Origin of the sequence: uncultured Luteimonas sp. (assembly GCF_947492465.1) — a bacterium.
Lineage (GTDB): Bacteria > Pseudomonadota > Gammaproteobacteria > Xanthomonadales > Xanthomonadaceae > Luteimonas.
Genome location: NZ_CANLNF010000002.1, coordinates 209557 through 228066 on the forward strand (window position 1 = coordinate 209557; position 18510 = coordinate 228066).

Here is an 18510-nt window from a genome sequence, read left to right on the forward strand (position 1 = left end):
CGGCGCCCCCCGTCTCCCGCTTTCCCGCCCATGTTGCCGCCGCTGCTGCGCCTCCTGCTCTGCCTGTGCCTGCTGGTCGACGCCGTCGCCCCGGCCGTCGCGGGCACGCACCTGGCGATGGCGCAGGTCGACACCGTGGGCGCCCCGGCTGCGGCGGCAGGCGATACGCAACCGGCCATGGCGGACTGCCACACGTAGCCCGGGGCGGATGTGGAGCGCGTCGCGCCGGCCGCGCCCGCACAGGACGACGGCTGCCTCGAGCGCTGCCTGGACCTGTGCCTGCAGCATGCCGCGGCGAGCGTTCCGGCCGTGGCGGCGCTGTCCGCGCCCGGCCCCGCCGGGGCGCCTGCGCGCGCGGCCGCCGCGCAGGTCGAGGCGGTGCGCGCGTTCCCGATCCTGCGTCCTCCGATCGGCTGATCGCCGCCGCGCCAGCGGCGCCAGGAGCCCGTCCGCCGACGCGCGCGACGCCTTCCCGACCAGCCAACGTGCGGACGCGCCCGGTCGCCTCCGCCTGGAGCACGACATGATCCATACCAGCCCGCGCCTCGAGCGCGCAGCGACCTCGACCTCGCGCCGCCATTTCGTGCAGGGCCTGCTGCTCGGCGGCGCCGCGCTCGCCGCAGGCACCCTGCGCGTCCCGGCGCAGGCGCGCGAACGCACCCTCGCCACGCCGGGCCAGACCCTGGCAGGCACCGACTTCCAGCTCGATATCGGCACGTCGCTGGTGAATTTCACCGGCCAGCCGCGCCCGGCGATCACCATCAACGGCAGCCTGCCGGCGCCGCTGCTGCGCTGGCGCGAGGGCGACACCGTCAGCCTGCGCGTGACCAACCACCTGCCGCCCGGGACCCAGACCTCGATCCACTGGCACGGCATCCTGCTGCCGGCGAACATGGATGGCGTGCCCGGGATGAGCTTCGACGGCATCCTGCCCGGCGAGTCGTACCTGTATCGCTTCACGCTGAAGCAGTCGGGCACCTACTGGTACCACAGCCATTCGATGCAGCAGGAACAGGCGGGTCTGTACGGCGCGATCATCGTCGACCCGCGCGAACCGGCGCCCTACCAATGGGACCGCGAACACGTGGTGCTGCTGTCGGACTGGACCGATCTCGACCCGGCCGACCTGTTCGCGCGCCTGAAGAAGGCGCCGCACCACGACAACTGGTACAAGCCGACAGTCGCCGACTTCTTCCGCGACGTGCGCCGCGACGGCCTGGCCGCCACGCTCGCCGACCGCCGCGCCTGGGGCGCGATGCGGATGACGCCCAGCGACCTGTCCGACGTCAACGCGCACACCTATACCTACCTGATGAACGGCGTGACCCCGGCGGGCAACTGGACCGGCGAATTCCGTCCCGGAGAGAGAGTGCTGCTGCGCCTGGTCAACGCCTCGGCGATGACCCATTTCGACGTGCGCATCCCCGGCCTGAAGATGACCGTGGTCGCCGCCGACGGCCAGTACGTGCACCCGGTGAGCGTGGACGAGTTGCGCATGGGCGCGGCCGAGACCTACGACGTGATCGTCGAGCCATCCGGGCAGGACGCCTACACGCTCTTCGCCCAGGACATGGGCCGCACCGGCCACGCCCGCGGCACGCTGGCGGTACGTGCCGGCCTGCAGGCGCCGGTGCCGGCGGTGGACCCACGACCGCTGCTGACCATGGACGACATGGGCCACGGCGGGCATGGCCGGCATGCCGCTGCGCCGGAAGGCGGCTGCGGCGCGGCGATGGCGGCCGAAGGTGCCTGCGGCGCCCGGCCCGCGCCCGCGTCGCACGATGCGCATGCCGCGCACGGTGGTGGCGGCATGCAGTCGCATCCGGCCAGCGAGTCGGGCAATCCGCTGGTGGACATGCAGACCATGACGCCGTCGCCACGACTCGACGATCCGGGCATCGGCCTGCGCGGCAACGGCCGCCGCGTGCTGACCTACGCCGACCTGAAGAGCGTGTTCGACGATCCCGACGGCCGCGAACCCGGCCGCACGGTCGAACTGCACCTGACCGGGCACATGGAAAAGTTCTCCTGGTCCTTCGACGGCATCCCCTTCGCCAGCGCCGAGCCGCTGCGACTGAACTACGGCGAGCGGATGCGCATCGTGCTGGTCAACGACACGATGATGCAGCACCCGATCCACCTGCACGGACTGTGGAGCGACCTGGAGGACGAGGCCGGCGGGTTCATGGTGCGCAAGCACACCATCGACATGCCGCCCGGCACCCGCCGCAGCTATCGCGTACGCGCCGACGCGCTGGGGCGCTGGGCCTACCACTGCCACCTGCTCTACCACATGGACGCGGGGATGATGCGCGAAGTGCGCGTGGAGGAAGGCGCATGAGCCGGCCATTCCGCGGCACCCTCGGCCTGCTGCTGGCCTGCGGCCTCAGCGGCGCGGCGCTGGCGCAGCATGCGCATCGCCACGACGCGCACGACCCCACGCATGCCGATGCCGGTCGGCCGGTCGCGGATGCCACGCCACCCGCGTCCGTCGGCGTGCCGGCCTGCTCCCCGGAACACGCCGCCATGGGCCACTGCACGCCGGGCGCCAGCCAAGCCCCCGCCGATGCGCATGACGCGCATGACGCGCACTGGCACAGCGCGGCGCCCGGACAGCCGCAGGTGCACGACCACGGCCAGGGCGAGGGACACGCGAATCATGCCGCGTCGCCACCACCCGCGGCTGCGGCCGGCTGCACGCCGCAGCACGCGGCCATGGGCCACTGCACGCCGGCTGCCAGCGAAGTCCCCGCCGCAGCGCACGAGCAGAATGCGGCACCGGAGCAGCCGCCGCCGCACGACCACGGCCAAGGACACGCGAATCCCGCCGCGTCGCCACCACCCCCGGCCGCGCGCGACTGCACGCCGCAGCACGCGGCGATGGGGCACTGCACACCCTCGCCGGCCGGCGGGACGGTACCGCGCGAGCCCATTCCCGTCGTGACGGAAGACGATCGCAAGGCCGCGTTCCCGGTGCTCGCGCACGGCCACGTGGCGCACGGCGCCACGACCTATACGCGGGTGAAGTTCAACCGCTTCGAGGCCTGGGACAGCGACACGGGCAGCGGCCAGGCCTGGGAAGGCAGCGCGTCGGTCGGCGGCGACCTGCACCGTCTGTGGCTGCGCAGCAGCGGCAGTCGCACTTCCGGCCGCACCGCGTCCGCGAATGCCGAACTGCGCTGGTCGCGGGCGGTCGCGCGCTGGTGGGACGTGGTCGCAGGCGTGCGCCATGACGTCGAGCCGGGACCTGCGCGCACGCGGGGCGCGGTGGGGCTCCAGGGCATCGCGCCCTACCAGTTCGAGGTTTCCGCGCTGGCCTATTTCGGCGAGGGCGGACTCGCCGCCAGGCTGGAGGCCGAGTACGACATGCGCTTCACCAACCGGCTCGTGCTGCAGCCGCTGATCGAAGTGGAGCTGCATGCGCAGGACGATCCGGCACGCGGCATCGGCAGCGGCCTGTCGAAGGCCGAAGCGGGGCTGCGGCTGCGCTACGAGATCACCCGCCGGTTCGCGCCCTACGTCGGGGTCGCGCACGAACGTACGTTCGGGCGCACCGCGCGCTTCCATGAAGCCGAAGGCGAGGACTCGCGCGAGACGCGCCTGGTGGCCGGCGTGCGGTTCTGGTTCTGAAGGGGACCCACCCCGGACGATCCAGCCCCCACCCCCGCCGTCGTCCCCGCGAAGGCGGGGGCCCGGCATCGTCATGGGCTGGGCCGCGCAGGGCGCGGACCGCATCGGTTACGGGTTGACGCGTCGGAGACCAGCCGATGCTGCGCCCTTGCGTGCAGAACAGCGCCTTGTATGGAGCGGCCCGCGTCCACCCGAGGCGACAGCTGGCCGGCTTCAGGCCTCCAGCCGCATCGGCTCCACCGCTTCCAGCTGCGCACGCATCGGCAACGCCCAGTCGATCGGCGTCTGCCCGCGCCTTGCGAGGTACCGGTTGGCCTTCGAGAAGTGTCCGCAGCCGAGGAAGCCGCGATGCGCCGACAGCGGCGAGGGATGCGTGGTGCGCAGCACGCAGTGGCGGCCGGCATCGACGATGCTGCCCTTCTTCTGCGCGTAGCTGCCCCAGAGCAGGAACACCAGGCCCTCGCGCTCGCGGTTGAGCACGTCGACCACGTGGTCGGTGAAACCCTCCCAGCCCTTGCCCTGGTGCACGCCCGCGCGGCCGTCCTCGACGGTGAGCACCGCATTGAGCAGCAGCACGCCCTGCCGCGCCCATGGCATCAGCCAGCCGTGGGCCGGCGGCACGATGCCGAGGTCGCGCTGCAGCTCCTTGTACATGTTCTGCAGCGACGGCGGCACCGGCACGCCCGGCGCCACCGAGAAGCACAGCCCGTGCGCCTGACCGAGGCCGTGGTAGGGATCCTGTCCGAGGATGACCACCTTCACCGCGTCGAAGGGCGTGGCTTCGAAGGCCGAGAAGATCTGCGGCCCGGGCGGATAGATCCGTGCACCGGCCGCCTTGCGCTGGCGCAGGAAGGCCGACAGCGCACGCATGTCCTCGCGCGCGAACCAGTCGCCCACGCGCGCCTTCCAGGAAGGTTCCAGTCGAACGCCGTCCTCGCTCACGACTGCTGCGCTGGCGAGACCGGCAGGCGCGACAGGCGCAGCTGGAACAGCGCCTTGGTCGCCAGCAGCCGTTCCTCGATCGGCTTGAGCACCAGGTCGTTGGCGCCGTCGCGCAGCAGCGCGGCCTGGTTGGCGCGATTGTCGTCGCCCGTCATCACCAGCACCGGCAGCCGGCGCTTGCCGTAGCCCAGGCCGTTGCGGACCTTGTCGAGCACGTCGCGGCCGTCGAGCTCGCCCTTCAGATACAGGTCGGTCAGCACCAGGTCCGCGCCGGGCGCGGCCTCGGTGCCGGCGTAGGCCTCCAGATACGCGATCGCGTCCTCGGCGGTGGTGACATGGGTGACGCGCATCTGGTGCGCTTCGAGCATGCGCCGGATCGCGGTCGCCACGGTGCGGCTGTCCTCGATGTACAGCACGTGCGCATCGGGGATCGGCTGCGGCTGCACGTAGCCGCGGATGAAGGCGGCCAGCGCGTTGTGCCCCAGCGCCTTGTCGAAATAGTCGGTGACGTCCTCGGTGAAGCGCCGGTCCTCCAGGTGCGCCTGCACGTCGCCGGAGATCACGATGACCGGCACGTAGCGCTGGCTGCCGGCTTCGCGCACCGCGCGCGCCACCTGCAGGCCGTCGCCGTCGGGCAGCACCAGCGCGGTGGTGACCAGGTCGATCGGTTCGCCAGCCAGCAGCGCGCGCGCCTCGGCCAGGGTGCCGCCCTCGACCACGTGCACCCCCGGCAGCTCCTTCACCAGCACCGCGTGGATCAGCTTGCGCACCAGCTTGGAGCCGTCCACGACCATGACGCGAGGGCTGTCGGATTCGAGGTGGCGGAGATCGTGCTGGTTCATGCAGGCTCAGAGTCCGGTGGGGCGCGTCTGGCGCAGGAAGTGGCCGGCGACCAGGCCGGCGCCGAGCCAGCCCAGCAGCGTGGACCCGCCGGTGACCGCCAGCGCCCAGGGCAGGTCGAGCCCGGCCAGGGCGAAACGGCTGCCGTAGCTGGCGGCAAGCCCGGCCAGCGGTTCGCGCAGCGCCAGCCCGGCCAGGGCCAGCAGCGCCACCGCCAGCGCCCCGGCCGCCAGTCCGTACCAGGCGCCCAGGTACAGGAACGGACGGCGGATGAAGCCGTCGCTCGCGCCCAGCAGCTGCAGCACGCCGATCTCCTCGCGCCGCGACTGGATGTCCAGGCGCACCGTATTGCCCACCACCAGCAGCGCGCCCAGCCCCAGCAGCACGGCCAGCACCCAGGACACCCGGCCGCCGAAGCGCAGCCAGGTGTCGAGCCGCTCACGCCACTGCACGTCGTGCTGCACCAGGGCGGCCTCGGGCAGTTGCTCGAGCGAGGCGGCGACCATCAGTTCGTCGCCCGCCGGCGTCACCACCAGCAGGTGCGGCAGCGGATTGTCCTCGCCCACCGCGTCGACGATGCCGGCCAGCGCGCCGCCCTCGCGCAGCGTGGCCAGGCCCTGCTCCGGGGTGACGTGCGCCACCGCGCCGATGTTGGCGCGCGCGCGCAGTTGGTCCGCGAGCGCGACCGCGCGCGCGGCGTCGATGTCCTGCTCCAGGAACACGCTGATCTCGCGCGAGCGCTCGACGTTGCCGGCCAGCCGTTCGACGTTGCCCAGTACCAACCACAGTCCCAGCGGCAGGGCCAGCGCCAGCGCCATCACCGAGACCGTCAGCAGCGCCGCGCCGGGCTTGCGGAACACCCGGCCGAGGCTGGCGACCAGGCTGTAGAGATGGTGGTCGAACCAGGTGCCGAGCTGCGATCCGGACCGGGCGTCGCGCGCGTTCGCCTCAGCCATCGGCCAGGTCCTCCGGCGCGATGTCGTCGACCAGGCGGCCATGGTCGAGGACCAGCACGCGCTTGCGCATGCGCTTGACCAGGCCCAGGTCATGGCTGGCGACCAGCACGCTGGTGCCGCGTTCGGGCAGCGAGGCGAACAGCGCCATGATCTCGCCCGACAGGGTGGGATCGAGGTTGCCGGTCGGTTCGTCGGCCACCAGCAGCCGCGGCTCGGCCACCACCGCGCGGGCGATGCCCACGCGCTGCTGTTCGCCGGCCGAAAGCTGGCCGGGCAGCGCGGCCTCGCGATCGGCCAGGCCCAGCCGCTCGAGCACGCTGCGCACGCGCTTGCCGATCTCGCCGCGGCGCAGGCCGCGCAGGATCAGCGGCAGCGCGATGTTGTCGAACACGCTGCGATCGGTGAGCAGGCGATGGTCCTGGAACACCACGCCGACCTCGCGCCGGTGCAGCGCCACCCGCCGGCCGCGCACCTTCAGCAGGTTGCGGTCGTTGAACAGCACCGCGCCGCGGCTGGGCCGCTCGGCGAGGTGGATCAGCTTGAGCAGGGTGCTCTTGCCGGCGCCGGAATGCCCGGTGAGGAACAGCATCTCGCCCGCGGCGACGTCGAAACTGACCTCGGCGAGCGCGACGCGCCCACCGGAATACTGCTTGCTGACGCTGTCGAAACGCAGGACGGCCATGGCGGGGGAGTATCGCAGAACTGCATGCGCGGGACCGGACCGCGTGCCGGCTTTGCGACGACGTTGACGAAGCCGCGGACGCCGCGATCCCGGGCCACGATGCCGGCCACCACGTGCCGCGACGCATCTCGCAGCACGCGGCGTGGGGCCCGCGTGCGGGCTGCCGCGATCCTGCGCAAGGGTGGGCGCGATGCCGTCGTCGGCCACGCCAGGACGGCAGGTTCCGCCGGTCATGGGGAACGCCGCCGATACCGGCACCACCGCGCCCGCCAGTGCGACCCGAACGGAATCGCGATCGCCGGGTCCGACCGCCACAGCGCCGGTGCGGGGCGGCCGTTGATTGCGCCCGTCGCCGACAGGCGCAGCGACGACGCCGGCGCGCGTGCGCCGGCGCCGCGTTCGCTCAGTGCTGGCTGTGCGGCGCGCGGGTGACGAGCTTGCGCAGGCGCGCGCCGATGCGCGAGATCAGCGACGGCGCCTGGGCCGAAGCGGCATCGGACGGCCGCGACTCCTTCTGGCGCGCCGCAGGCGCAGGCCTGGGCTCGCGCGCCCGGGCCTGTCCGGACTCGCCCTGCGTGCCGTTGGCGGTGGTGTTGGCCGCAGCGTTCTCCGCGCCATCGACGCGCTTGCCGCCGCGGCGCCGACGGCGCTTGCGGGGCGGACGCGACTCGTCGGGCATGGCGGCGGCCACGGCCGCGTCGATCGCCGGCCTGGCCGCCGCGGGGCGCTCGACCGCCGCCGCATCCGCCGCGGCAGCGGCCGGCGCCGTCCCCTCGCCTTCGGTGCGGGCACGCGGCTGGCGCCGTGGCCGGGCGCGGTCGCTGCCCTCGCCACCGTTGCGCGGTCCACGTCCGGCGCCTCCGGACCCACCCGGGCCGCCGCGGCCGCTGCCGCTGCGGCCACCGCCGCGCTTGGCGTCCTCGGCCGCGCGCGCCTCGCGCACCTCGCGGTAGATCTCGTTGATGCTGTCGCCGTCCTCGTTGTCGCCGGCCTCGACCGCGGCACGCGGGGTGCGCGGCTGCGCCACCAGCAGTTCCGAGGTCACCGGCTCGGACGGGATCTTCTGCTCGATGTAGGCCTCGATGTCCGGCAGGCCCATCGCATAGCGCTCGCAGGCGAAGCTGATCGCGTCGCCCTCGGCGCCCAGGCGCGCGGTACGCCCGATGCGGTGCACGTAGTCCTCGGCGTCGAACGGCAGGTCGTAGTTGTAGACGTGGCTGACGCCGTCGATGTGCAGGCCGCGCGCGGCCACGTCCGTGGCCACCAGGATCTCGAGCTGGCCGGCCTGGAACTTCTTCAGCAGCGACTCGCGCTTCTTCTGCGGCACGTCGCCCGACAGCACGCCGACCCGGTAGCCGGCGCGTTCGAGCGAGCGCGCCACGCGCTCGACAAAGACCTTGGTGTTGACGAACACCATGGTGCGCGCGCCCTCGCTGCGCGAGAGCAGGCCCAGCAGCAGCGGCAGCTTCTCCTCGTCGGAGGGGTAGTACAGGCGCTGGCGCACGCGCGCGGCGGTGATCGTCTCGGTCTCGACGACGATCTTCTCCGGCTCGTTCATGTGCTCGTAGGCCAGCTCCAGCACGCGGTGGCTCAGCGTCGCCGAGAACAGCAGGGTCTGGCGCTCGGTGCGGGCCGGCATGCGCCGCAGCAGGAAGCGGATGTCCTTGATGAAGCCGAGGTCGAACATGCGGTCGGCCTCGTCCAGCACGCAGACCTCGCAGGCGTGCAGGCTGACCACCTTGTGCTGCTTGACGTAGTCGATCAGGCGGCCCGGAGTCGCGATGATCACGTCGGCACCAGCCTGCAGCAGGGCGCGCTGCTTGTCGTAGTCCACCCCGCCGTAGACCAGGGCGAACTTCAGGCCCAGCTCCGGCGCGAGCTTCATCGCGTCCTTGTGGATCTGGATCGCCAGCTCGCGGGTCGGGGCCAGGATCAGCGCGCGCGGATCCTCGGGCTTGCGCTCGGCCAGCGCCGGCTTCGACAGCAGGCGGTTGATGACGGTGACCAGGAAGGCGAGGGTCTTGCCGGTGCCGGTCTGGGCCTGGCCGGCGACGTCGCGCCCGGCGAGGGTGATCGGCAGGGTCAGCGCCTGGATCGGGGTGCAGCGGGTGAAGCCCGCCGATTCAAGTCCGGCCAGCAGGGCCGGGTGCAGCTCGAAGCTGGAAAAGGTGATGTCGGTAAGTGGCTTGTCGCTCATGTATGGGATCTTGAGTGCGGCGCCAGGGCGTGCCGTGTGCTCCGAAGCGGCTCCCGGTCCGCTTGGGTCGCCGCAATGCGGCGTGTTCCGCCGCATACCGGCGACCCAAACGGGCAGGGAATTCGTTGAAGCTGCATGACACGCTCTGGTGCTTGCGTGGGTGGCGCCCGCATCGCAGACTGCCTGGAAACGGGATGGCGCCGGAGCGCGTTCCCGGAAGCTCGCGGACCATGGACGCGTGGGGCGCCCGACCTTCCCGGAGCCGGGGCGACCCGGACGGGTGGCCCTTGATTCGGGCCGCGAATCGCCCAAGTTTACCATTCATCCCCGCGGCCGCCCTTGCCAGCCCGCCGCCCCCATTCCAGGAGCCTTTCCGTGAGCGAACACGTCATCCATGCCAGCGACGCCGATTTCGATGCCACCGTGCTGCAGTCCCCCGAGCCGGTGCTCGTCGATTTCTGGGCGCCCTGGTGCGGACCCTGTAAGATGATCGCCCCGGCGCTGGACGAACTGGCCGACCAGTACGCCGGCAAGGTCAGGATCGCCAAGGTCAACGTCGACGAGAACCGCGCGACCGCCCTGAAGTACCACGTGCGCTCGATCCCGATGCTGCTGCTGTTCAAGGACGGCCAGGTGCAGGCCACCCAGATCGGCGCCGTGGGCAAGGCCCAGCTGGCGCAGATGATCGACAAGGCGGTCTGATCCACGCGGCGGGCGCCCGTCGCCCGCCCCCTGTCGCGACGGCCCGCACACGCGGGCTGACGCGGGCGTCACGGCCGCCGCCCCAAGCTGCAGTGCCTGGCAGCAGGGTGACCGGGCCGCCGGGACGCATGAACGCAGCCCCGCCGGCGCTTGCCGGCGGACTGCCGCCGGTGTTAGTTTGGCGGCATCCGGCGTGGAATTCGGCGCCGCACCCCGTCTGCAGGACTCCCCTCAACATCCCCGCCCGTTCCCGGGCGCTCGCACCGAGCGAGGAAATCGCACTTGTCCGACAACACCCCCGACGCCGGCGACACCGCCGCCAAGCGCGTGCGCAAGACTGCCGCGCGCACCCCGAAGAAGGTCGCCAGGTCCGCCGACGCGGACACGCCCAACCTGTTCGAATCCAGTTCCGCGCCGGCCGAGCCGCGTCCGGCCGAACCGCGCCCCGCCGCGGCCGAGCCGCCTGCCGCCAGGCCCGCCAGCGAACCTGCGCCGGCACAGCCGGCCCAGGGTGGTGGCGGCAACGACGCGCCCGCCGCCGACGCGGGACAGCCCCAGCGGCAACAGCAACAGCAACAGCAGCAGCAGCGCCAGCACGACCAGGGCGGCGGCGCCCAGGGCAACCGGCGCGACCGCTTCCGCAATCGTCGCGACCGCCAGCGCGGCGACCGCCCGCGCGACGGCGGCCTGCCGCAGGACGACGGCGGCAACGGCCACGAGCAGGCCAACCGCATGCCGCCGCCGAACATCCCCGAAGGCTTCCCCCAGTATTCGCTGGGCGAACTGAAGCGGATGCCGGCGCACAAGCTGTTCGACATCGCCGAACAGCTCAACATCCACGAAGGCGTGGCCCGCGCGCGCAAGCAGGACGTGATCTTCGCCCTGCTCAAGGTGCTCACCCGCACCAACGAGGGCGTGCAGGCCGACGGCGTGCTGGAGATCCTGCCCGACGGCTTCGGCTTCCTGCGCGGCGCCGAGGCCAGCTACCTGGCCGGCCCGGACGACACCTACATCTCGCCCAGCCAGATCCGCCGCTTCAATCTGCGCACCGGCGACCACCTGTCCGGCCGCATCCGCTGGCCCAAGGACGGCGAGCGCTACTTCGCCCTGAACGTGGTCGACACGATCAACGGCGAGCCGCCGGAAGCCAGCAAGGGCAAGGTGCTGTTCGAGAACCTGACCCCGCTGTTCCCGCGCAAGCGCTTCAAGCTCGAGCGCGGCGACGGTTCCAGCGAGGACATCGCCGGCCGCATCCTCGACCTGATGGCGCCGCAGGGCAAGGGCCAGCGCGCCCTGATCGTCTCGCCGCCCAAGGCCGGCAAGACCATGCTCATGCAGCAGATCGCCACCGCGATCACCACCAACCACCCGGAAGTGTTCCTGATCGTGCTGCTGGTGGACGAGCGGCCCGAGGAAGTGACCGAGATGCAGCGCACCGTGCGCGGCGAAGTGGTCTCCTCGACCTTCGACGAGCCGGCCGCGCGCCACGTGCAGGTCGCCGAAATGGTGATCGAGCGCGCCAAGCGCCTGGTCGAGCACAAGAAGGACGTGGTGATCCTGCTCGACTCGATCACCCGCCTGGCCCGCGCCTACAACAACGTGGTGCCGAGCTCCGGCAAGGTGCTCACCGGCGGCGTCGACGCCAACGCCCTGCACCGCCCCAAGCGCTTCTTCGGCGCGGCGCGCAACGTCGAGGAAGGCGGCTCGCTGACCATCATCGCCACCGCGCTGGTCGACACCGGCAGCGCGATGGACAAGGTGATCTACGAGGAGTTCAAGGGCACCGGCAACTCGGAAATCCACCTGGATCGCCGCATCGCCGAGAAGCGCGTGTACCCCGCGATCGCGGTCAACCTCTCCGGCACCCGCCGCGAGGATTTCCTGATCGAGCCCGACCTGCTGCAGCGCATCTGGATCCTGCGCAAGCTGCTGCACCCGATGGACGAGATCGCGGCAATGGAATTCCTGCTCGACAAGATGAAGAGCACCAAGTCCAACGACGAGTTCTTCGCTTCGATGAAGCGCTGAATTCCACCGGTTCGAGACAAGGCGGGCGCCGGGCAACCGGCGCCCTTTCTCGTCTGGGCGGAATCAGCCGTCCAGGCAACCCGGCCGGGGCACGTCACACCCGGTCGCGTCAGCCGTCCAACCCGCTGGTCGTCGGCGGTGCCCTGCCCCGGCCTTGCCGTTGGACTTGATCGCTGCATCGCAGCACCATGGCGCCAGCAAACAGCCGGAACCGTCGCGATGGACGCAATCGCTACCGCCTTCCTGGCAAACGCAGCACGCCGGCTCGCGCCGCTGGACGACACGCTGCAACAGGCGCATTCGCCCGACGATGTCGCATGGACGCTGTGCCGCTTCGCCGGCAAGGAGCTGGAGCTGGTCGACGTGATCGTCTACCTGTGCGATCCGGGCGGCCGCACGCTTACACAGCAGGCGGCATGGGGGCCCAAGCGCGCGGCGAGCCGGGTACTCGAATCGCGCCTCACGCTCGCCTTCGGCCAGGGCATCGTGGGCCGCTGCGCACAGTTGCGCCTGCCCCAGCGCACCGGCGACGCACGCTTCGATCCGCGCTACGTCCCCGACGACCAGTCCAACCTGTCCGAGCTGGCGGTGCCCATCCTGCTTGGCGAGACGTTGTACGGCGTCCTCGACAGCGAACATCCCGCCGCCGACCACTACACGCTCGAGCACGAGCATGCACTGCAGGCGATCGCCGAACGCGGCGCGCGGCGCCTGCGCGCGCTCGAGCAGGCACCGCGCACCGGCGCCTGACGAATCAACCGCCTTCGAGCGGACCCAGCAGCTTCAGCGCCATCCCGACCTGGTGTACTTCCCCCGCGACGAGGGTATCGGGCGCGATGTCGACGCCCTCGAGGCCCTCCATCCGCCATGGCACCGGCATGCGCGGCCCCGGCACGTAGACTTCCCAGCGCCCGTACTCCTCCGGCTGCCCCACGCCGTGGATGCGGAAGCCGACGGGCACCCGCAACGACCAGAACGGCTGGTCCGCAGTCTCTCCGTGAGTCGGTGGGTGAAACTGCCAGCGGCGTGCGGCGGCCAGCGCCGACTGCGCCAGCATGTTGCGCATACGGGCCATTTCCCGCTCCGGCGCAACCACCCGCAAGTTGACCTGTTCCGCCACGGCATCCTCGACCTGCCCCGAGCGTCCAATCCGCAAGACCAGATAGACGTTGCCGGTCACTCCGGCTTGCAACGCCAGTTGCGGATAGTTCGGGGCGTCCATTCGCGCCTTGCCCACCTGGTCTCCGGGAGCCTCGCCGGCGGACTCATCCGCTTGACCGTCCACCTCCCGCGCCATCCGGATGGCGTCCCGTCCGAAGTAGCCGTTGCGGATCGAGACGCGGAAACGTTCCTCGTCCACGCGCTCGGCAACCATCCGCAGACTCATCCGGGCGCTGCCGTGCACCGGCTTTCCGTCGACCAGGATCGGCTCGAAGCGCCAGCCGGGCGCGGATGCATCGATTACGTTGACCACTGCCGGTGGCAGGTCCTCGCGGCGATCGATCGTCCAGTCGCCGACGGTGCCTTGCTGCGTGATCGTGACCCGCCCGGTCACCAGCATGCTGCCTTCGGCCTGCCTGCGCGCCGCCCTGGCGTTCTGGGCGTCCGCAGCCGACGTGAAGCAGCACAGCACGACTGCCAGCCACAGCGCCGGTAGTGCGTAGATGGTTTTCATCGCTCTTTTTCCTGTCCTTGGTGATGAGTCGGTGCCAGCCGCCGACGAGCAGGCTGGCAGGTCGAGGGAAGCTTCCCCGCGTGGGGCCTTGGTGGCGCTCAGTGCCCCGGCAACCGTCGGCGGCCACCAACGCACGAGAATGTATGAGCAGTCGCCGAACGCGACGCGTGGCGACAGCAGGCACGGGGCCTTGGCGAAAAGGCCTAGGCCCGGGACAGCTCAACCCCCTTCCAGCGGGCCAAGTAGTTTCATACCGGTTCCAACCTGGTGCACTACGCCGGCCACCAGCGTTTCGGGCGCGATCTCAAAACCTTCCAGGCGCTCCATTTCCCAGGGAATCGGATTGCGCGGGCCGGGAACGTAGGACTCCCACTGCCCGTAGCGGGGCTTGCCGTCGTCGGCGAAACGGTAGTCGACCGGAACCCGCGCCGACCAGCGCTCCTGGTCGGCCCACTCGCCCCGCGTGGGCGGCTTGAAGGTCCATCTGCGTGCGGCCACCAAAGCCGACTTCGCCAGCAGCTCGCGCGCCTGCTCCATCTCCCGCTCGCTGCCCAGTATCCGCAGGTTCACCAGCTCTGCCACGGCGTCCTGCACCCGACCGCTCCGGTCCACACGTACGACGACATAAACGACGCCATGCACGCCGGCATAGATCGCCTGCACCGGATAACGCGGCGGCTTCAACTCGATCGCCGTCAGTTGGTCGCTCTCTTCCCCCGTGGAAGTGCCGGACCGCTCGCCGGAATGGCTTGCGGCCATCAAGACCGCTTCGCGCCCGAAGTAGCCGCTGCGGATCGACGCGCGGAACCGCCGATCGTCGATCCGTTCGGCCACCACCAGCAGGCTCATCCTGGCGCTGCCGTGTACCGGCTTGCCGTCGACCAGGATCGGCTCGAAACGCCAGCCCGGTGCGGCGGCATCGATCACCTTCGCGACCGCCGCCGGCAGCCGGTCCCGCTGGTCGATGGTCCAGTCGCTGACGGTTCCCTCGAGCGTGATGGTGACCCTTCCGGTCACCAGCATGCTCGCCTCGACCTGCTCGCGGACCTCGGTCACCCCGCCGCCCGCAGCTTGCAAGGCACCGGCCGCGAGCCACGCCAGCAGCGCGCACCAGCGCGTGCACCATCCCATCCCCATGTCCCGGCTCCCTGACGCGATATCGCCACGTCGCGCCCACCCCCGGCGGCACGACTCCCTGGCGCAGGCAGCCGCACTGCGGCCGCTGCAGGCGGACTCTAGGCCCGCATTGGGGTCGCTGCAAGGGCGCGCGCCCGGCCCTGCGCGCGTGCTAGCCCCGATCGCGCAGGAACCGGGCCATCGACACGCCGGTGGGCGTGGGAACGTACTCGTGGGCGACGTCGACGAAGCCGCGCATCACCGCGATCTCGCGCGGGGTGCGGTTGAGGGCGTCGCGCGCCTCGGGGTCGGCGCCGGCGCGCAGCAGGCGGCGGGTCAGGCGCAGCAGGCCGTGTAGCGAGGCCAGGTGCAGCGGGCCGAAGCCGCGCGGATCGCGCGCATCGAGGGCCGCGCCTTCGTCGAGCAGGTGTTCGAGTACCGCCAGCAGCACGTCCTCGTCGCAGGCGGTGCCGGGTTCGGCGCGTGCGCCCAGCAGCAGCAGCAGCGGCGTCACGCCGCCGGCGGCGACCGCGTCGACCTCTGCGCCGGCCAGCAGCAGGGTGTCGAACAGCGCCACCAGGCGGGTGCGGTCGCGCGAGGTGAATCCGTACAGCGCCGCGCAGTGCAGCGGGGTCAGGCCCTGGGCATCGGTGGCGTGGACGTTGGCGCCGGCGGTCATCAGCTTCGCGCACAGGTCCGGCAGGCCGAGCGCTGCGGCCAGCATCAGCACGGTGACCTCGCCGGGCAGGCGCTGTTCGAGTTGTGCGCCGGCGGCCAGCAGGCGATCGACCAGTTCGCCGTGGCGCATGCTCACAGCCGCCGACAGCGGCGTGGCGCCGGTGTGGGCGACGTGCTGCGGGTTGGCGCCGCGCGCAAGCAGCAACTCGACCACGGTGCGATGGCCACCGCCGCAGGCCCGCAGCAGCGCGGTGCAGCCCTGCGCGTCGGCGCTGTCCACGGGCAGGCCGAGGTCGATCAGGCGACGCACCGCGTCGGCATCGCCGGCCATGGCCGCAGCGGGCACGTCGGCCGGCTGCAGCGTGCGCCGCGGCAGGGTCCAGCCGCGCCAGTCCAGCCAGTCGGCAAGATCGCGGCGGCCGCTGGCCAGGGCCACGCCCAGCGGGGTCTGTCCGTCCTGCGCCCGCACGTCGACCGCGGCCCCGTGGCGCACCAGGGTCTTGAGCACGTCCTCGCGGGCGAGCGCGGCGGCCAGGTGCAGCGCGGTCATGCCGCGAGCGTCGCGCGCGTCGGCGTCGACGCCGATCGCGAGCAGGCGCTCGATCAGCCGCGTCCAGCCCAGGTGCACGGCCAGCGACAGTGGCGGATCGCCGGCCGGCGAGGCCGCGAACGGATCGGCGCCGCGTTCGACCAGGTCCAGCGCGGACTGCTCGAGCGCGCGCCCGGCCTGGTCGCCCTTGACGCAGGCGGCCAGGAAACGGGCCAGGCCGCCGCTGCCGGCCGGCGAGGCGCCATGGCCCAGCAGCGCCTGCAGCGCGGGCAGGGCGACCGGGCCGCGCGCGAGCAGGCGGAAGGCGGGCGTATCGCCGTGGGCATCGCGGACTTCGCAGTCGGCGCCCTGGGCGATGAGCCAGTCGATCCGCGCCGGCGACGGAATCGCCTCGCCATCGAGCAGCAGGCTGCCCAGCTCCGCCGGCGACACCAGGGCGGCCACGCGCTCGAGGTCGTCATGGCGGCCCGCATCCAGGCCTTCGCGCAGCAGCAGCATCGGCGCGCGCTGCTCGGGGACGGCTTCGCCGGCGTCGGGGCGCACGCTGGCAGGCAGGGCGTAGTCGGGATCGAGCATCGCCACCAGCCGCCAGCGGCCGGCTTCGGCGGCGAGTTCGGCCGCGCGCCTGCCGTCGCGGCCGGTGGCGCCGGGATCCAGGCCGAGTTCGAGCAGGCGCCCGACCAGGGCCGAGGACGGCGTTTCGGCGATGCAGGCCAGCAGCAGGGCATTGCGACCCTGCGCATCGACCGCCTTCGGGTCGGCCCTGGCCGCCAGCAGGGCTTCGAAGGCTGCGGCCGAGCCGCCGCGCGCGGCCTCCAGCAGCGCGGTCGCGCCGGCGCCGTCGCGCGCCTGTACGTCCGCGCCTGCATCCAGCAGCGCCGCGACGATGGCCGCATGGCCCTGGAAGGCGGCCACGTGCAGCGCGCTGCGCTGGTCCCGGTCGCGGGCGTCCACCTTGGCCTTGTGCCGCAGCAGCAGCTGCACGCCGGCCGGATCGTCCTCGTCGCCGCCGGCTGCGGCCAGCAGCGCCGGCGTGCCGTCGGCAAGGACCGGCCTGGCGCCGCGTTCGAGCAGGAACCGCGCCAGCCGCCAGTTGCCCGCGGCGCAGGCCACGCCCAGCGGGGTCAGGCCTTCGTGGTTGGCCACGTCCAGTTCGGCCGAGGCGTCGCGCAGCAGCGCCGCCACGCCCGGATCGGAGCTGCGGGCGGCGTGGTGCAGCGGGGTGTTGCCGTCCTGGTCGGCGGCACGCGGGTCGGCACCGTTGGCCAGCAGGGTCATCACCGCCTCGGGACGCCCGTGCCAGCTGTCGCGGGTTGCGGCCAGTAGCGGCGTGACCCCGGCATGGGCGGCATTGAGGTCGACGCCGCGCGCGATCAGCGCGCGCAGCAGGCGCAGGTCCGGCAGTACGGCGGCCAGCACGGGCAGTCCGCGCTGGTCGCGCTCCTCGGCCAGCGGCAGCGCGCGCACGTCGGCGCCGGCCTCGACCAGGGCCAGCGCCTGGTCGACGCGGCCGGCGCGCGCGGCGGCATAGAGCGCGCGGTGCAGGTCTCCGTCCAGCGCGGGCAGCGGCAGGCTCGACGACTCGCCTTCCATCTCCACCACGGGGATCGGGCGTTCGGCATCGGCCGCGGCCGGCAACCGCTGCAGCAGCACGTGCAGCAGCGGCCAGGACAGCGCCGATGCGACCGCCAGCGACCAGCGCGCGGTGTCGCCCAGCAGCTGCGGCCAGGACAGCAGGACCGTGCACGCCAGGATCGCGGCGACGCAGGCGGCCGCGGCCGCGCCGATCCATCCGGAGGCGTCGCGCGCGCCCAGCCCCCGCCAGTGGCGCGCGAGGCTGCCGCCGTCGCGCTCCAGCGCCTGCCACACCGGCCAGGTCCGCCACAGGCCCAGCACGCACAGTCCCGACAGCGCGCTCAGTCCGAGCACCGCGCCCAGGCCGCCGCTGCGCAGCAGGGCGAGCAGCGGCCAGGACACCAGCAGCGCGGCGGCCAGCAGGCCGGCCGCCCACAGCGAGAGCAGCGCGCGCGCATCGCGCAGCAGCGCGCCGCGGCCTGCGGGCAGGTCGCCGCGCCAGCCGCGCACCGCCAGCGCCAGCGCAGGCTGGGCCAGCAGCGCGGCCAGCAGCGCGACCACGCCGCCCAGGCCGGTGGCCAGCACCAGGGCGAGGCCGATCGCGGCGGCGGCAGCGGAAGTGCGTCGGTCAGATCGGGGCGCGCGTGCCCGGGACTCAGGCATCGGTGCCCCAGTCCTCGCTCATCGGATCGGCGACCGTGCCCGGCGGACACTGCAGGTGGAAACCGCGCTGCACCAGGTTGGCGCGCACTTCGTCGGGGTTCGCGCGCGCGAGCGTGCGGCCGGGCACGAGCGCCACGTCGAGCACGAACTGCAGCGGACCCAGGCGTTGGCGCAGCGCGTCGGGCAGCCGGTCGAAATCATCGCGGGCGGCGAGATAGACGTAGGTCTCGGCCCGGCGCTGGCTCTTGTAGACGTAGGCGTGCATGTCCGCGCGTG

16 protein-coding genes are annotated in these 18510 nt (G+C 72.4%); 7 read left to right on the top strand and 9 right to left on the bottom strand.

Annotated elements, in window-relative coordinates; genetic code table 11:
• Nucleotides 1-30: 30 nt before the first annotated feature.
• From Q0863_RS05985 to Q0863_RS06000, 4 genes are all read left to right on the top strand, one after another.
• Nucleotides 31-198 carry a hypothetical protein gene (locus tag Q0863_RS05985; RefSeq protein WP_298576387.1) on the top strand — a complete coding sequence of 56 codons (168 nt, stop codon included), beginning with the start codon at nucleotides 31-33 and terminating at the stop codon, nucleotides 196-198.
• A 12-nt stretch (nucleotides 199-210) separates the two neighbouring features.
• Entirely contained in the window at nucleotides 211-417 is a 207-nt protein-coding gene (locus tag Q0863_RS05990; protein ID WP_298576388.1) for a hypothetical protein, read from the top strand.
• A gap of 106 nt (nucleotides 418-523) precedes the next feature.
• Nucleotides 524-2341 carry a copper resistance system multicopper oxidase gene (locus Q0863_RS05995; protein ID WP_298576391.1) on the top strand — a complete coding sequence of 606 codons (1818 nt, stop codon included), beginning with the start codon at nucleotides 524-526 and terminating at the stop codon, nucleotides 2339-2341.
• A complete protein-coding gene (locus Q0863_RS06000) occupies nucleotides 2338-3630 on the top strand; it encodes a copper resistance protein B (RefSeq protein ID WP_298576394.1) in 1293 nt (430 codons plus the stop codon). The genes Q0863_RS05995 and Q0863_RS06000 overlap by 4 nt, the downstream gene beginning before the upstream one ends.
• 213 nt (nucleotides 3631-3843) lie before the next feature.
• Here the strand turns inward: Q0863_RS06000 and ung are convergent, their stop codons facing one another.
• The 5 genes from ung to rhlB all read right to left on the bottom strand — a co-directional run bounded on the left by ung (nucleotide 3844) and on the right by rhlB (nucleotide 9247).
• Nucleotides 3844-4572 (bottom strand): uracil-DNA glycosylase, encoded by a 729-nt coding sequence (ung, locus tag Q0863_RS06005; protein ID WP_298576397.1) that lies wholly within the window; start codon nucleotides 4570-4572, stop codon nucleotides 3844-3846.
• Complete coding sequence (locus Q0863_RS06010; RefSeq protein WP_298576398.1) at nucleotides 4569-5414, bottom strand: response regulator; 846 nt, start codon at nucleotides 5412-5414, stop codon at nucleotides 4569-4571. The genes ung and Q0863_RS06010 overlap by 4 nt, the downstream gene beginning before the upstream one ends.
• 6 nt (nucleotides 5415-5420) lie before the next feature.
• Complete coding sequence (ftsX, locus tag Q0863_RS06015) at nucleotides 5421-6368, bottom strand: permease-like cell division protein FtsX (protein ID WP_298576401.1); 948 nt, start codon at nucleotides 6366-6368, stop codon at nucleotides 5421-5423.
• On the bottom strand, nucleotides 6361-7050 hold the full coding sequence (gene ftsE, locus Q0863_RS06020; RefSeq protein ID WP_298576404.1) for a cell division ATP-binding protein FtsE: 690 nt from the start codon (nucleotides 7048-7050) through the stop codon (nucleotides 6361-6363). The genes ftsX and ftsE overlap by 8 nt, the downstream gene beginning before the upstream one ends.
• A gap of 403 nt (nucleotides 7051-7453) precedes the next feature.
• A complete protein-coding gene (gene rhlB / locus Q0863_RS06025) occupies nucleotides 7454-9247 on the bottom strand; it encodes an ATP-dependent RNA helicase RhlB (protein ID WP_298576406.1) in 1794 nt (597 codons plus the stop codon).
• A 375-nt stretch (nucleotides 9248-9622) separates the two neighbouring features.
• Here rhlB and trxA point away from each other — a divergent pair, with 375 nt between their 5' ends.
• The 3 genes from trxA to Q0863_RS06040 all read left to right on the top strand — a co-directional run bounded on the left by trxA (nucleotide 9623) and on the right by Q0863_RS06040 (nucleotide 12727).
• Nucleotides 9623-9949: a thioredoxin TrxA gene (gene trxA, locus Q0863_RS06030; RefSeq protein WP_298576408.1), complete on the top strand. Its 327-nt coding sequence runs from the start codon at nucleotides 9623-9625 to the stop codon at nucleotides 9947-9949.
• Nucleotides 9950-10276: 327 nt separating this feature from the next.
• Nucleotides 10277-11977 (top strand): transcription termination factor Rho, encoded by a 1701-nt coding sequence (gene rho, locus Q0863_RS06035; protein WP_298577060.1) that lies wholly within the window; start codon nucleotides 10277-10279, stop codon nucleotides 11975-11977.
• Nucleotides 11978-12196: 219 nt separating this feature from the next.
• Nucleotides 12197-12727, top strand: a complete 531-nt coding sequence (locus tag Q0863_RS06040) for a GAF domain-containing protein (protein ID WP_298576409.1) — start codon at nucleotides 12197-12199, stop codon at nucleotides 12725-12727.
• 4 nt (nucleotides 12728-12731) lie between these two features.
• Here the strand turns inward: Q0863_RS06040 and Q0863_RS06045 are convergent, their stop codons facing one another.
• The 4 genes from Q0863_RS06045 to Q0863_RS06060 all read right to left on the bottom strand — a co-directional run bounded on the left by Q0863_RS06045 (nucleotide 12732) and on the right by Q0863_RS06060 (nucleotide 18499).
• On the bottom strand, nucleotides 12732-13652 hold the full coding sequence (locus Q0863_RS06045) for an energy transducer TonB (RefSeq protein ID WP_298576411.1): 921 nt from the start codon (nucleotides 13650-13652) through the stop codon (nucleotides 12732-12734).
• Nucleotides 13653-13871: 219 nt separating this feature from the next.
• The gene (locus Q0863_RS06050; protein ID WP_298576412.1) at nucleotides 13872-14789 is read right to left on the bottom strand and encodes a TonB family protein; all 918 of its coding nucleotides are present in this window, start codon (nucleotides 14787-14789) and stop codon (nucleotides 13872-13874) included.
• A gap of 151 nt (nucleotides 14790-14940) precedes the next feature.
• Nucleotides 14941-18234 carry an ankyrin repeat domain-containing protein gene (locus Q0863_RS06055; RefSeq protein WP_298576414.1) on the bottom strand — a complete coding sequence of 1098 codons (3294 nt, stop codon included), beginning with the start codon at nucleotides 18232-18234 and terminating at the stop codon, nucleotides 14941-14943.
• The gene (locus Q0863_RS06060) at nucleotides 18227-18499 is read right to left on the bottom strand and encodes a YcgL domain-containing protein (protein WP_298576415.1); all 273 of its coding nucleotides are present in this window, start codon (nucleotides 18497-18499) and stop codon (nucleotides 18227-18229) included. The genes Q0863_RS06055 and Q0863_RS06060 overlap by 8 nt, the downstream gene beginning before the upstream one ends.
• Nucleotides 18500-18510: the final 11 nt, after the last annotated feature.